This window comes from Pseudomonas sp. TE3899, assembly GCF_056279105.1.
The window spans coordinates 4,804,204-4,818,529 of the sequence record NZ_JBWBQR010000001.1; the positions used below are offsets into that span (position 1 = coordinate 4,804,204).

The 14,326-nt window shown below is 61.7% G+C and carries 12 protein-coding genes; 3 read left to right on the plus strand and 9 right to left on the minus strand.

Features of this window, described 5'->3' with window-relative positions; all coding sequences use genetic code 11:
• Window positions 1-38: 38 nt before the first annotated feature.
• The gene (locus ACZ89E_RS21860) at window positions 39-884 is read right to left on the minus strand and encodes a sulfotransferase family protein (RefSeq protein ID WP_149661570.1); all 846 of its coding nucleotides are present in this window, start codon (window positions 882-884) and stop codon (window positions 39-41) included.
• Window positions 885-1,189: 305 nt separating this feature from the next.
• Window positions 1,190-2,761, minus strand: coding sequence for a glycosyltransferase family 39 protein (locus ACZ89E_RS21865; protein WP_476256435.1), 1,572 nt, complete (start codon window positions 2,759-2,761; stop codon window positions 1,190-1,192).
• Between the two features lie 212 nt (window positions 2,762-2,973).
• Between ACZ89E_RS21865 and ACZ89E_RS21870 the strand changes: the two genes are divergently transcribed.
• Together ACZ89E_RS21870 and ACZ89E_RS21875 are read left to right on the plus strand one after the other, a co-directional pair.
• A complete protein-coding gene (locus ACZ89E_RS21870) occupies window positions 2,974-3,561 on the plus strand; it encodes a phage tail protein (protein ID WP_149661532.1) in 588 nt (195 codons plus the stop codon).
• A gap of 54 nt (window positions 3,562-3,615) precedes the next feature.
• Complete coding sequence (locus ACZ89E_RS21875) at window positions 3,616-3,927, plus strand: DUF6916 family protein (RefSeq protein WP_149661531.1); 312 nt, start codon at window positions 3,616-3,618, stop codon at window positions 3,925-3,927.
• A gap of 68 nt (window positions 3,928-3,995) precedes the next feature.
• On the opposite strand, the gene ACZ89E_RS21880 is transcribed toward ACZ89E_RS21875, so the two are convergent.
• Genes ACZ89E_RS21880 through ACZ89E_RS21895 form a run of 4 tightly spaced genes read right to left on the minus strand, consistent with a single transcriptional unit; the run spans window position 3,996 to window position 8,700 of the window.
• Complete coding sequence (locus ACZ89E_RS21880; protein ID WP_149661530.1) at window positions 3,996-4,493, minus strand: GNAT family N-acetyltransferase; 498 nt, start codon at window positions 4,491-4,493, stop codon at window positions 3,996-3,998.
• 11 nt (window positions 4,494-4,504) lie between these two features.
• Window positions 4,505-6,601, minus strand: a complete 2,097-nt coding sequence (locus tag ACZ89E_RS21885; RefSeq protein WP_476256436.1) for a site-2 protease family protein — start codon at window positions 6,599-6,601, stop codon at window positions 4,505-4,507.
• A complete protein-coding gene (locus ACZ89E_RS21890; protein ID WP_476256437.1) occupies window positions 6,602-7,921 on the minus strand; it encodes an efflux RND transporter periplasmic adaptor subunit in 1,320 nt (439 codons plus the stop codon).
• Window positions 7,918-8,700, minus strand: coding sequence for an efflux RND transporter periplasmic adaptor subunit (locus ACZ89E_RS21895; protein ID WP_149661527.1), 783 nt, complete (start codon window positions 8,698-8,700; stop codon window positions 7,918-7,920). The genes ACZ89E_RS21890 and ACZ89E_RS21895 overlap by 4 nt, the downstream gene beginning before the upstream one ends.
• Before the next feature lie 500 nt (window positions 8,701-9,200).
• Between ACZ89E_RS21895 and ACZ89E_RS21900 the strand changes: the two genes are divergently transcribed.
• Window positions 9,201-9,890 (plus strand): NYN domain-containing protein, encoded by a 690-nt coding sequence (locus ACZ89E_RS21900; protein WP_476256438.1) that lies wholly within the window; start codon window positions 9,201-9,203, stop codon window positions 9,888-9,890.
• Here the strand turns inward: ACZ89E_RS21900 and ACZ89E_RS21905 are convergent.
• The 3 genes from ACZ89E_RS21905 to ACZ89E_RS21915 are packed head-to-tail and all read right to left on the minus strand — an operon-like array spanning window position 9,871 to window position 14,083.
• A complete protein-coding gene (locus ACZ89E_RS21905) occupies window positions 9,871-11,463 on the minus strand; it encodes an efflux transporter outer membrane subunit (RefSeq protein WP_476256439.1) in 1,593 nt (530 codons plus the stop codon). The two genes, ACZ89E_RS21900 and ACZ89E_RS21905, sit on opposite strands and share 20 nt — an antisense overlap.
• Window positions 11,460-12,521 (minus strand): HlyD family secretion protein, encoded by a 1,062-nt coding sequence (locus ACZ89E_RS21910; RefSeq protein WP_476256440.1) that lies wholly within the window; start codon window positions 12,519-12,521, stop codon window positions 11,460-11,462. Before ACZ89E_RS21910 ends, ACZ89E_RS21905 begins: the two co-directional genes overlap by 4 nt.
• Before the next feature lie 26 nt (window positions 12,522-12,547).
• On the minus strand, window positions 12,548-14,083 hold the full coding sequence (locus ACZ89E_RS21915) for an MFS transporter (RefSeq protein ID WP_476256441.1): 1,536 nt from the start codon (window positions 14,081-14,083) through the stop codon (window positions 12,548-12,550).
• Window positions 14,084-14,326: the final 243 nt, after the last annotated feature.

Here is a 14,326-nt window from a genome sequence, read left to right on the forward strand (position 1 = left end):
ACTCGAACTTTCTTGAGGCATCATTGAAAACGCCGCGATCAACTGATCGCGGCGTCGGCTTTCATACGAATGACATTGGCGGCGCTGGCTGAGCCATCGAGCCAAAAGGACAACTCTGCGTATTGTTTGAACAAATCCGGCGGCAGGACGGTGCGTCGGGTTTGCAGTTCAACCTTGGGTTTGACCTTGTGCAGGCCCGCGACCCCAAGACCTTGATCGAACTCCGGCGCGTCATACGCCAGGTTGTTGAAGTCGTGCTCAAACCACGGCTCGTCGATAAAGTCGTAGACCAGCCGCAGCACTCGCTCCGGGGCCTGGGTCAGCAGGTCGTAATCGACCAGCAGCAACGAATCGGCCTGTTCGCCGTAATACGCTTCCTTGAGCGCCGCCCAGGCAAAACCCACCAAACGATTGCGCTGGGCCAGGGTTTCGCAACGGCTGTAAACGGTGTTGCGCTCAGCGGCGTCGACAAACAGCTTGGTGTTTTCATAAGGATTGGCGCGGTAAATGCGCTCGAGGCTGTCCATCACCCACGCGACATTGCGCACACAGGCAATCACCTTGGCTTTGGGGAACAGGTCGTTGATGGCCGGCAGACGCGAACTCCAGAGCCGGTTGGTGTCGAACACCACCGGTTTGTCGGCCTTGTCGGCATAGAAAGAGTCGAACAACCCGCGAAGCAAACGGCGGCGCAGGTCGGTATCGATTACCGCGCCAAACTCACTGCCGGCGCTGCATTGATCAAGGACACTACTGAAGAGAGAACCGACCGGGCTGGTCATACCGGCGTGAAAACGCGGGTTCTGCAAAAGAATTGCAGAAAGCAGGGTGGAGCCTGAGCGCGGCAAGCCGGAGATAAAGTGGAACTGCTGCAATCCCTTCACCCTAGTCATAAGTCCATTTGTAGGGCAAAGCGTAGTCTATGGCTGGGGTTTCGACTAGTGGTGTTTTGATATCAAATTGGCGCTGAACGGGCGGGGAACTGCGGTGAATGTCACTGTTTTTCAGGTGAAACGTTTAAGCGATTTTCAAGAGGCCGACAAACGGTAATGCTGGTTCGATTCGTAGGTTGTGTTGGCATGCGGCTTTACTTTTAGCGACGGGTTGAATCAAAGCTTGGTCCAGAGACTTGCGTCGTGATTACCGAGGCGCCTGCACAACCCGCCAACCAGCGGTTTCACTATGCCCCTCACGGCCGCACAAACAACCTCGCCCGGATATCGCCCACCCGCTTCTCGCTCAGGTTTTTCCAGCCGGCAGGCAACGAAGGGAACTCATCCGGCATCTGTGCCAAACCAATCAACCAGACGCGCCCGCCGTTTTTAACCACATCATCGAGTCGGTCTACATACACATCGCTGCTCATCAATGTACCGAAGCCATAGGCATTCGGCCGGCTCGATGCTCCATCGGCCTGGGGCGGCGTATACAGCAGCGGCTTGGCCTCGGTGCGGTTGTAATAGACGTAAACGAGATACCAGAGCATGTCGCCCGTCACGATTTGGTCACCGGGGGCGAAGTGCTGATTGACGTAGTCGACCATGACGCTGAATTGTTCATCCGGATTGGCCGAAGCGTTGTTCTTCACCCCCACCAGTTCAACGCCGATGAACAACACCAGAATAGCCAGGGCCAGCACCCGGAAGTGGGCGTACAGGCGATCAACCGCCAGTGCCACCAGCATCGGCAAGCCCAACGCATAAGCGGTCAAATAACGCTCAATGAACACCGGCGAGATGAACGACACCGCGAAGACCAGCAGAACCGGCAGCACGCCGAAAAATGCCAACAGCACGCTGCCACGGAAAACGCTGCGATCCCGTGCCAGCGCCACGCCAATCACCGCCAGCAACGCCAGCGGCAAGGTGATGAACAACCAGATTGGTAACGTTCCTCCATCGTCCTGAGTAAAAAACAACCAGATCATCGACGGCAACGAGCTCAGCGTGACCGGGTCTTCCCAGCCGACATCACCGTTGGCCTTGAGCGCGTCCATGTGCTGCACCAGATCGATCAGGTTGGGCACCCAAGGCAGGTACAACAATACAATCGCCAGGTTCGCCAACCACCAGGCCGGACGCTGGACATGCCGCAGGCGATAACCTGGTTGCAGACGCACCACGGCCAGCCACAGCCAGTGGCCGATCACGCACAACGCAGTGAAATAGTGGGTATAGAACGCCGCCGCCATCAGCAGCGCATAGACCACCAGGTAGCCGTTACGCCGGGGCTGCCGTACCCAGTAAACCAGCGCAATCGTGGCGCCGATCAGGAGCAGGCCGAGCAGGGAGTACATGCGCACTTCCTGGCTGTAACGCACCGCCGTGGGCAGCAGCGCCAGGAGGATCCCGGCCAGCAACGCCGCGCGCCGGGTGGCGAGCAAATCCACCAGCCACACGCCCAGCCCGACCGTGATGATCCCCGGCAATGCACTCAGGGTGCGGATCGAAAAAATGCCGTCGCCGAACCAGTCGATCCAGCCGTGCAACAGCAGGAAATACAGCGGTGGGTGCACGTCGTGGGCGGCATGGACCCAGATGTCGCTGAACGAATTCTGACTCAGCAGCAGGCTGGAACCTTCGTCGCCCCAGATCGCGGCGGCCGTCAGGTCGTAGAAACGCACCAGCGTCGCCAACACCATGATCGGCAACAACCAGTGTTCTTTGGCCCAGCGAACCCATCGTTGAGCGCCCATCCAGGCGCCTGGCGCTGCGTGGGGATCTTGCCTGTCGCCGACCGGCGTTTCTCTGCGCGCCTCCATTACTTCCTCTTGCGGGGCCGGTAAATTCACGACGGTGTGGTCACTGAAACATGCCGTCACTTTAGGCCAGCCAGGGTTAGCCGTCGATGCTGGCCTTGTCTGACACGACATCCGGCAGCACCGCCGATCCGGGTCTACGCTCTGCCTTGGCGTGACCTGGCCACGCACAGACGCGGGGCCCGCCAGAACATTTACCTGAAGGATGAGGATTTATGGACGTATTTATGGGCACCGTCATGACGTTTGGCTTTAACTTTGCGCCCAACGGTTGGGCTTTGTGTAACGGTCAGATCATGAACATCCAGCAATACCAAGCCTTGTTTACGCTGCTGGGGACCGTCTATGGCGGCAACGGCAGCCAGACATTCGGGCTGCCCAACCTGCAAAGCCGCTTGCCGATCTGCCAAGGCACCGGCCCGGGCCTGACCACCCGCGTCATGGGGGAAAACTCCGGCACCGAAAACATCACCGCCACCCTCAGCAACCTGCCCAACCACACCCACACCCTGAGCGGGATCACCGCGACCACCACCCTGCAATTGGCCAACCCGGCAAGCAACCCGGCCAGCGTGCCGACCGCGACCAATGCCTATCTCGGCACCTCGGGTGGCGGGCCAGGTCTGGCGACGATCTATTCCGACGCTCAGGGCGCATCGCCCGTTGCGCTCAAAGGTGCGACCACCACCGTGTCCGGCACCGTTTCGCCCACTGGCACCGGCCTGCCGATGGCCAGCATGAACCCCTTCCTGGTGCTGAACTTCAGCATCGCGCTGCAAGGCCTGTTTCCTTCGCGCAACTGAAAACACGCCGGGGGATTCGCCTCCCCCGGCCACTCACTTTGCTGGAGCGACACCATGCTGGAACAGGTTCAAGACCAACACTTCCAACCGCTGCTGGGCCAGACCACCACGTTGCGCCTGCCCGATGGCAGTGAACTGCCGATTCATATCGATAGCCTCGAACAAAAAACCCGCTCGCAACTGCCCCACAGCGAGCGTGTGCCGTTTAGTGTGGGATTCAACAGCCTCGAACCGACGGAGTTTGTGGACGGATTATGTGCGCTGGACCTGCCGGGGTTGGGGGCGGTGCAGGATATTTTCGTGTCCCGCGTGCCGGCGATGGGGCGGGATCCGGCGTTGGGATATTTCTATATCGCGTTTAATTGACCAACCGCCAACATCTCCACTGTGGGAGCTTGCTCGCTCCCACAGGTTATGCAGCGTTTTTTCGGGCTCTAACCTCGCGGATACCAGACCAACCGCTCCGCTGCCGGATTACACTCTTCAACCGAAAACCCCAACGCCAGGTAATGCCGACGCGCATGCGGATTGCTCGCCCACACCACCGTCGCCACCGGGCAGCGAATCTGCTGCGCGGCTTTCTGCACCCCTTGCAGCACCGTGCGGCCATGCCCTTGGCCGCGCGCCTGAGGAATGAACGCCAGGTACAACACGCGAATTTCATTGGGGCCGAAATCCGTGGTCAGCGCGCCGATGGGGGTGTCGAGTTTTTCCACCACGTAATGCATCGCGTGGGGGTATTCATCCTCAATGCCTTGTTCCTGCACCCGAAACTGCTGGGCGACCAATTCTTCGACCCGCTCGGGCTCGCCGTCGATCCATTGCAGATCCGGCCGGGCCGACTGATACAGGCTCTGCAGAAAAGGTCCGTCACTGGCCCGCGAAGGCCTTACCACCAAACCGTCCGCCGCCACTGCACCCTTGTTCGCCATGCTGCTCTCCCTTAAAAACCGCTTTCCCTGACACCCAGCGCCGCCATGCGCCGCCAGGCCCTACCCAGCAATGATTCACCGCTGCCCTGCAACACCACAATGCCGCGCAGGGGCTGCATCGGTGTCGACGCATTGTCGAGCAGGCTGAGCCGTGCGCCGTATTGCGCTTGTACCGGCTCCGCCCGTTGCGACTGATCACGGCGCACGGCAATCGGCCCGTGATGGTCGGACGTCAGCGCTTCCTGATCCACATAAGCAACGCCATTGGCATCGATGTCGGTCAGTTGCACGGCGACGGCCGGGTGCATCGGATCGTCGGCGATAAAGCGCCCGTGCGCGCCCGGCGTCACCCGCCAGAGATCAGCCTCGGCCAGATAACCGCGCAACCGCGCCCCGTCTTCGACCACCCGCGCCAACGCGTCTTTGGTGGCCAGCCAACGACCGGGCACCAGTTGCGGCAATAGATCGCGCACTGTGCCGGCGTGGGGCGCGCGAAGCAGCAGGCGCTCGCGCTGAGCGGCCAGCCCACGGTATTCGGCCACCGCTTCGGCGAGGCGTTGTTCAACGATAGTGGCGTCCGCCGCGGTTTCGCTGCGACCGGCCTGACGGCGCATCTGCAACTGCTGGATCTGAATTTCCTGGCGCACGATCGCCTGGCGCGAATCCAGGTCCGGCGATTCCAGCTCGACCAGCACATCGCCCTCGGCAACCACCTGACCGTCCTGCACATTCACGCGTTTGACCCGCGATGCCACCGGCGCATGCAAGGCACTGGCGCGTCCGGCCTCGAGCATCGTCGGCAACTCCACCGCGCTGCGCCATGGCAACACCAGCACCAGCAGCATCCCGAGCAACGCCAGGCCACTCAGCAATACGCGCGACCCGTGGGCCTGTTCACGACGGGTCCACCACTGGCGCCATTCACTCATGATCGGCAGAAAAATGAACCACACGAGCTCCACCAGCATCAGGAAAACCCCCAATACCTTGAAGAACAAGTGGTAGACCGCCAGCGCGATCCCGAAAAACAACACCGCACGCCACAGCCATGAGCCATACCCCCAAATCAACAAACGCCGCTGCATCTTCGGCGACCACGGCTCCGGCGCCGCTTCGCCATAGCCGAACAGAAACTCGCGCAGACGCCAGCGGCACAGGGCAAAGGCCCGCCCCTGGAGGTTGTCCACTTCGAGAAAATCGCTGAGCAAAAAATAACCGTCAAAACGCATGAATGGATTGAGGTTGATCACCAGCGTGGTCATCCACGTGGCGCTGGCGAGCATGAACGCCGCCGTGCGCGCCGGGCCGTCCGGCAGCAGTGACCAAGCCAATAGCGCGATGCAGGCCAGCAGCAATTCCGCCAGCACGCCGCCGGCACCGATCAGCAGCCGGGCTCGACGGTCATTGACCCGCCAGGCATCGCTCACATCCGTATAAAACATCGGCAGCATCACCATGAACGCCACACCCATGCTCTGCACCCGACAACCGGCGCGCTTGGCCATGAACGCGTGGCCGAACTCGTGACAGAGCTTGGCGAAGAACAGCGCCACGCCGAAGGACAGCGCGCCGCCGAGGCTGAACAGGTGCGGGAACGTCGCGATAAAGCGCTGCCAGTCGCGGGACACCAGAAACACACCCAGCCCCAAAGTGGCCGGCAACCCGTAGCGCAATGCACGCGGGCCGTACCGCTCCAGCCACGGCCAGGCGCGATTGAGAAACGCGTCGGGGCGCCACAGCGGAATGCGGAAAAACAGGTACTGATGCAGCAGGATTTGCCACAGGCTGCGGCGCTGAGCGGCGGCTTTCAGGCTGTAGCTGGCACGTTGTTGCGGATCGAGTGCGGTGATCAAATCGTGGCTGCGCAAAAAACCCAGCAACTGCTCAAGCTCGGCACCGTCCAGCGGCAAACCCGGCTCACGGTTGGCGGCACGCAGCACTTGCTCGGGATCGCCAAGGGACCAATGCCGCAACAAGCGCATCGCCGCCGCGCCGAGTTTGAAATAGCGCCCGCGCACCGGATCCGCCAGGGTCCAGCGCGGCGAGCCGTCGAGGGCTGGGGCGGCGGCCGACAATTGCAGGTCGGCCCGCAAGCTCGGCAAGGTCATTTAGAGGCCCACGCTTTGCCGTAACCCGGCCAGCGGCCGGCGCAACAGGTACAACGCGAGCGGCGCGCGGTCGCCGAAGATTTTCGCGGTGCCGCGCAAACCGATTCGGGGCGGGGCATTTTCGAAATTGGCGTCCAGTCGGTAAGCCAGTTGCCCGCCCGCCGTGGGCTGCGCCTCGTAGGCTGAGCGTTCGAGTTTGGCCAAGTGACGCTGCAAGGGGTCGCTGTCGAGGAACAACGCGACCTGCGCCCCCGGCGCCAGGGCAATCGCATCGCCCACCGCCAGTTCGATGCGCAGTTCAGCCTGGTTCGGGTCGGCAATTTCCATCAACCGTTCGCCGGTCTGCACTGGTTTTCCGGTCCAGCGGTCGGCGTCGGCAAACACCGCGATGCCGTCGCGTTCGGCACGGACTTCGCTGCGTTTGAGCAGTTCGCGGGCGTAATCACGCTCAGCGCGTTTCTGCTCGACCCGCGCCGCCAACAGATCAATCTTCGAACTGGACTCCGTGTCGGCGAACGAGCGCTGGGAATTGGCCTTGAGCTCAGCTTCCGCCACACCCAGCGCACGATCGGCCACATCGGCCTGAGCCTTGAGGGTGGTGCTTTCGAAGCGCAGCAGCAGGTCGCCGGTTTTTACCGTTTGGTTGGGTTTGACCAGAAATTCGGCGATCACCCCGTCCAGCGGCGCCGCCACTACGCGCCCACCCAGCGGCACCACTTGCGCCGGCGCCAGCACCGATTGGCGCACCGGGATCAACAACCCCAGCAACAACACGGCGACCAAGGCGACCTGACGTTTTCGGGTCCAGCGCAGGCGCCAGGGTTTGCGCGGTTGCAGCGCCAGCCAGGCGTGGCTGTAGGTGTCGCCCAGTTGCGACAGCAGGATTTGTTCGGGTGGGTTCCACGCCACGTCGCGGGCCAGCCATAAACCGCCAAACACCTCGCCCTGATGATCCACCAACGGCAACCAAAACACCTGGGCGCTGGACAGACTTTTCCAATCGGCCTGAATCGGTTCGCTTAGCAGCGTGGGGGAAATCGCTCGCGCCTGTTTCAACAGCTCGAGCTTGAACAACTGCGCCACCGCCTGCTCGACAAACGCCACGAACGGCGCGTTCGGGTCCACGGTGCTGACACCGGTCACGGCTTGCACTTTGCCGGCAATCAACAGCGCCGCGTGGCGGAAACCGAACAACGCCTGGCCGTCATTGACCAGGCTGTAAGCCAGTTGCGCCGGGTTGCGAGCGGCGCGGGTCTGACGTTCAAGGTCGAGGAATCGGGCGAAGACCTGCTCGGCCCCGCCGGTCACCGGGGCGTTCACTTAAGCTCCGCGAATCGTGCCGTACCGCTCATACCCGCCATCAGGCCTGCAGCGTTCGGCAGCGTCGCTACCAACAGCAAGGTCTGGCTGCCTTCATCGATCCGCGCGCCCAGGCGCTTGACCGTGGCGTTCAGCGGTTGACCGGTTTCATCGGGGACAAAACTGAAGGTCTGGCCGGGCTTGAGCTTGCCCATCCAGCGCGACGGAATCAGCAAATGAATTTCCAGGGTGCGGTTATCGACCACATCCAGCAACGGCGCACCGGCCGCCACGCTTTCATAACGCTGGACCTTGCGCTCGACCACCTGGCCATCGAACGGTGCGAGCACGCTGCAGCGTTTGACCTGCACCTGATACACCTGGGATTGCGCCTGAGTCTCACTGACCTTGGCCTCGGCCCGCGCCACTTCGAAACGCCCGACCGAATTCAACGCCGCCAATTGTTTGTTGTGCGACAGCTCTTCACTGGCGCCACGGCTGGCGGCTTGCGCGGCATTGAGCTGGGCCTGAAAACCCGAGCAATCGAACTTGGCCAGGGTATCGCCCTTCTTGAACGACTCGCCCTCGCTGAACGGCAACTCGACAATCCGCCCCGGCAACTCGCTGGCCAGCACCGCCTGATCCCGCGCCCGCAACACACCCCGGGCCTCACTGCTGGCCTGGGCAGTGCCACCGGCCGCGCTGTTCTCCAGCAACGGATCGTCTGGCGCAGGGGTTTGCGCTTGTACTGCGCACGTTACAAAGGTCAATCCGATAACCCAACTTCCAAAACGCGGCATAACCGTGACTCCCTGACGGATGACCGGAGTCTACGACAGCGGGGGGTTGCGTCAAGCAAATAGCCAGCATTGGGTGGAAATGTGTTGTTTCAAAAAGGACAAAATTTTCAGAGTGCTTGTTTGCTCTCTCGCCTAATGAGGGCGGGTACAAAATCCCACACGAAATTGGGAACTCGCCTTCAGTCGAAACTGAAGCGGGGGATGGACGCTTCGCCCCTGCACACTATCCGCCTCTTCGCAGCTTGCCTGTTGCAACAATCGTTAACAGATGAAGCCATTTGTGACTTGACCCTCAACCTGGCAGCTGTCCAAAACTGGGTTGCCGGTGCTGGAAAGAATCCAGTCGAGTAGAGCCCTGATCCGTCAATGGTTGACGTGCATGACACATGCAATTTAGGATCTGCGCACTACTCAACCCCGTACGCAGAGATTCAGTTCTCTGGCAGTTGGGGTGAAAAAACCGGCTTCGGCCGGTTTTTTCGTTTCTGAGGGTTGGATTTGTGCGCACTGCGTTCTTCGTTGATGGCTACAACGTGTTCTACGGGTTGCTGGCTGATACTCCTTACAAATGGCTAAACCTGCCGCAGTTGTTGGCCTATATCGCTCACATTGAAAACCCTCAAAGCGCTGTCGCCTCAATCGACTACTTCACTGCGTCGGTTAAACCGGAACTGGCTACGCGTGGCATCGCATCCAAGGAGGCTCAAGATACTTACGTCCGGGCTCTGAGGGCTCACAAAGTTGACGTTCACTATGGCCGCCACCAACTCGAACCGGCGCGCGCGCCCCGTTTCATCAACAAGAAAATAGGTGCCTCGCGGCAGGACACAACGCCTATCTGGAAGCTGGAAGAAAAGGAAACTGACGTCCATATCGCGATAAGCATGTACCGCACAGCGGCCAGGCAAACCAAGGTCACCGCAGCTGAAAGCATCCAGCAACTCGTTCTGGTATCTGGGGATACAGACATGGCTCCCGCACTGAAAGCTATCCGAGAAGACTTTCCCCACATAACCATAGGTATCGTTCTTCCCTACAGGACAGGGCTCAAACGAATTCCGCCCGGCTCCTTGAAAGACCATTCACACTGGATGCGACGCGCCATCTCCGCAGAAGAGCTCCAGTCACACCAGTTTCCAGACAAGGTCCCTACCCGCAAGACGCCAGCCATCAAACCGGATTATTGGTAGCGACTTTCGCCACCGGATAAACCGACTCCCACCCTCCCCCCAACGCCTTGTACAACCCCACCATCGCCAACGACACGCCCGTCGAACTCTCAACCCACTGCTGCTGAGTTGCCAACAACTCCCCTTGCACCGTCAGCACGTTGACGAAATCCACCACGCCTTCCACGTATTGCTGTTGCGCGGTACGTAACGCGATCTGGTTCTGGCGCACGGCTTCGGCGAGGCTGTCGCGGCGCAGTTGGCTGGCGTTGTAGGCGGTCAACTGGTCGTCGATTTCATGCCAGGCGCGCAGTACGGTTTGCTGGTAGGCGATGGCCGCTTCCTGTTGTTGGGCTTCGCGCAGGTTGAGCATGCCGCGCAGTCTGCCGCCGTCGAACAGCGGCAGGCTGAATTGCGGGCCGATGCCGAACGAGCGCGAGCCCCAGGAGCCGAAATCGCTCAGTTGCATGGCCTGGGAACCGATGTTGCCCGACAGGGTGATCCGCGGATAGAAATCACCCTTGGCCACACCGATGCTCGCTGTTGCGGCATGCAGGCGGGCTTCGGCCTGGCGGATGTCCGGGCGCCGTTCGGCCAGTTGCGACGGCAGGCCGATGGCGACCTGGCGCGGGGTCTGCGGCACGGGCGCGTCTGTGGATAACTCGGCGTGCAACGCTTGCGGTGGTTCGCCCATCAACAGGCTCAGAGCGTTGATCAGTTGTGACTGGCGCTGCTCCAGCGCGGGCAGGCGCGATTCGATGGCCGCCACTTGCGCGGCGGCTTCGGCGACGTCCAGGTCCGTGGCGACGCCATCGGCCAGGCGCAGTTGCGAGAGCTTCAGACTGTGCCGGGCGACGTCGAGGTTCTGCTCGGTGACGGCGCGGGTGTTCTGCACGCCGCGCAGCTGGATGTAGTCCTGGGCGGTTTCGGCCAATACCGACAGCAGCACGCCGCGACGGTCGTTTTCGGCGACTTCGAGGGTGGCGTCGGCAGCTTCGGTTTCGCGGCGCACGCGGCCCCAGACATCCAGTTCCCAGGAGGCGGAAAAACCGGCGTCCCAGAGGTTGAAGGCTGAGTTGCCGTTTTTGCCTGAGGGATCGCTCAGGCCTTCGCCGCTGTTGCGTTCACGCCCGTAGCTGCCAGTGGCGGCGGTCGTGGGATAGCGGTCAGCGGTGATGACTTGGCGTGCGGCGCGGCTTTGCTGCAAGCGGCTGCTGGCGAGTTTCAGGTCGAGGTTATCGGTCAGGGCACGTTGGCTCAGGGCCGAAAGTTTCGGGTCATGGAACACTTCCCACCAGCTCTCGTCCATGGTTTGGGTGACCGCTTGGCTTTCGGCAGCCTTTTGCGGTTTTGACCATTCGGTGACCTGTTGTGGCTCGGGTTTGTGGAAGTCCGGGCCGACGGTGCAGGCGCTCAGGAAAAACAGGCTCAACACAAGAGCGACTGGCTGCATGCAACTTTTGTGGCGAGGGGGCTTGTCGGAATGCCGCACCACCCCGTTGGGCCGCGAAGCGGACCCAGAATCTGCGAGTGCTGCGCACTCGAACGGGGGCAAGCCCCCTCGCCACAGGGATGAGTGATTAGCGGAGTTCATCGCTTGGCCACCTCATGCATTGGCGTCGCCGTATCAATCCGCGCCTCCACCGACATCCCCACCCGCAACCGATCCGCCAATGGCTGGCCCGGATCGAGGACGATCTTCACCGGAATCCGCTGCACGACCTTGGTGAAGTTGCCGGTGGCGTTGTCCGGTTTGACCGAGGCAAACGTCACCCCGGTGGCCGGTGCAATGCTTTCGACGCGGCCGCTCAACATCTCGCCGCCGAGACTATCGACGCGCACCTGCACGTCCTGCCCCTGCTGCACATCCCGCAGCTGAGTCTCCTGGAAATTGGCCACCACAAACGCCTGGGCCAACGGCACCACGGCGAGAATCTTGCTGCCCGGCGTCACGTAGGCGCCGACCCGCACCGCGCGCTCACCGACCATGCCATCCTGCGGCGCGACGATGCGCGTGTAAGACAGTTCGTAACTGGCGATTTCCAGCGCCGCTTGCGAGCGTTTCAGTCCACCTTCGGCGGCATCACGCTGGGCGGTGAGAATGTCCACTTGCTTGCGCTCCGCCGCCAGCACCGCCGTGGCGTTGGCCAGCCGCGCGGTCGCCTGATCGATGCGGGTACGTGCCTGTTGCGCGTTCTGCACCGTACCGGCGCCGACGCCGGCGAGGTGGTCGTAGCGATTCAATTCATGCTCGGCGAAGGCCATTTCCGCCTTGGCCGCGACCACCGTGGCCTGGGCCTGGGCGATCACCGAGGTCTGGCGTTCAAGAGTCGCTCGAGCGTTTTGCAGTTGCGCCCGTGCGACCAGGGTTTCGGCGTCGGCAGCCTGGACGGCGGCGCGCAGGTCGCGGTCATCAATCAAGGCCAACAACTGCCCGGCCTTGACCTGCTGGTTGTCCTCCACCAACACCTCTTTGATAAACCCGGCGACCCGTGGCACGACCAGGGTGAAGTCCGCCGAGACAAAGGCATCGTTGGTGCTCTGTTGCGTGCGTTTGCCGAACAGCCCCGGCGCGACCAGGTAAATCAGCACGCCGACCGCGATCGCGGCGGCCACGCCAACCGCCACTTTTTGCTTGGTAAAAGTCGTCATAAAAACCTTCTGTTTCAGTGAAGCGTTCAAGTCGGCGCCCGGGGCGGGAAGATCCGCGTCGGCAGCCAGAAAATCAGCAGGATCAGCGCGACCGCGACGCCCGCCATGCACAGATAAAGATCGGAGGCCGTGAGCACCACGGCCTGCTCGTGCAGTCGGTGGGCAAGGCCGGCGCTGTCGCTGTCGGCCAGGGGCGAGTTGCCGAGGTTGTCCACCAACATGGTCGAGTGGAAATGCAGGCGGGCGGTGGTCAGCGCGTCGATGACGCCGGTGGCGATCACCGCCGACAGGCCTTTGACGGTGTTGAACCAGGCCGAGGCGAACGGCCCTTCCATCGGCGTGATGCTGCCGGTTGCGAGCATCAACAGCGGCAACACCGCCATCGGTTGCCCGAAGATTTGCAGCAGTTGCAGAACGTAGAAATCATCACGAATCCACACCGAGGTCAGCTGCGAACCCCCGAGGCAGGACAGCGCCAACATGCTCAAGCCAAGCCCCAGCACCCAGCGACAATCGACCCAGCGCAGGTTGCACAACGCCGCCACCAACGGCAGCGCGATCAACTGCGGCAGCGCCGCCAGCAGCATGATCGGCGCGGTCTGGATCGGCCGATAACCCTGGACTTGCGCCAGGTAACTGGACGGAATGATCACCACCGCCAGCAACACAACCAACACTCCAGCGAGTGTCATCAAGGCAAACGACAGGTTGCGAATGCCGAGCATCTGCAACTTGAAAAACGGGATCGGTTGCGACCATTCGTTGATCAGAAACAGCACCAACAACAGCAAACCGCCGCCAAGCAAAAAGCAGATCAGGCTCGATTCGAACCAGTCCAGCCGATTGCCCTGCAAGATGCCGATCACCAACATGCAAATCGCTGGGAAACCCAGCAGCAAACCGCGCCAGTTGAATTGCTTCAAGCGTTCCAGGCGCAGCGGGTCCTGGGGCAAACCATAAGCCACGGCCGCCATCGCGATCAGACACGGCACGATGATTTGCCAGAAGGTCCATTGCCAGCCGACGTACTCGGTCCACAACCCGGCCAGCGGCGTGCCGAGGCCGGGGCCGAAGGTCGCGGTCAGGGCATACCCGGCCAGGCCGTAGAGCTTGACGTTGGCCGGCAGGAAACGCAGGGCGACGGTCATCAGCATCGGCGGCAACGCCCCGCCGGCCAGACCTTGCAAGATGCGCATGAGCAACAGGCTTTCGTAGCTCGGAGCGAATGGGCACAGCACGCCCAGCAGCGTGAAAACGCCGATGGCGTAGAGGGTGAAACGCCTCAAGGAAAACGTCACCGAGCACCACGGCGCGAACGCCATCGCCGCCACCGACGTCGCGGTGTAACTGGCGACCAGCCAGGTGCCTTCGTCGTAACCGATGGCCAACGCGCCGCGAATGTCGGCGAGGGCGACTTTGGTCACCATCTCGTTCAGACCGGACACCAGCACCGCCAGCAACACGCCCACCAGACCGATGATGATCCGCAGGCCGAAAACCGGCGGTGTGACGGCGGCAGGGCTGGCCACGGCGAGAGGGGCCGGGGCCGTGAGGGAAGTCATGGACTGCGAGCTCCGGGGTGTGAATACCGGGGCATTTTAGGGAGGATGAGGCGTTACGAAAATTGACTTGTTGGCAGGTTATAAGTGCGTCAGACGCAACAATTGCGGGATCAGGCTTTTGTGGCGAGGGGGCTTGCCCCCGTTGGACTGCGCAGCAGTCCCTGTGCTTTGGTTTTGGGGCCGCTTCGCGACCCAACGGGGGCAAGCCCCCTCACCACACAAGCCCGCTCCTACAAGGGGGCC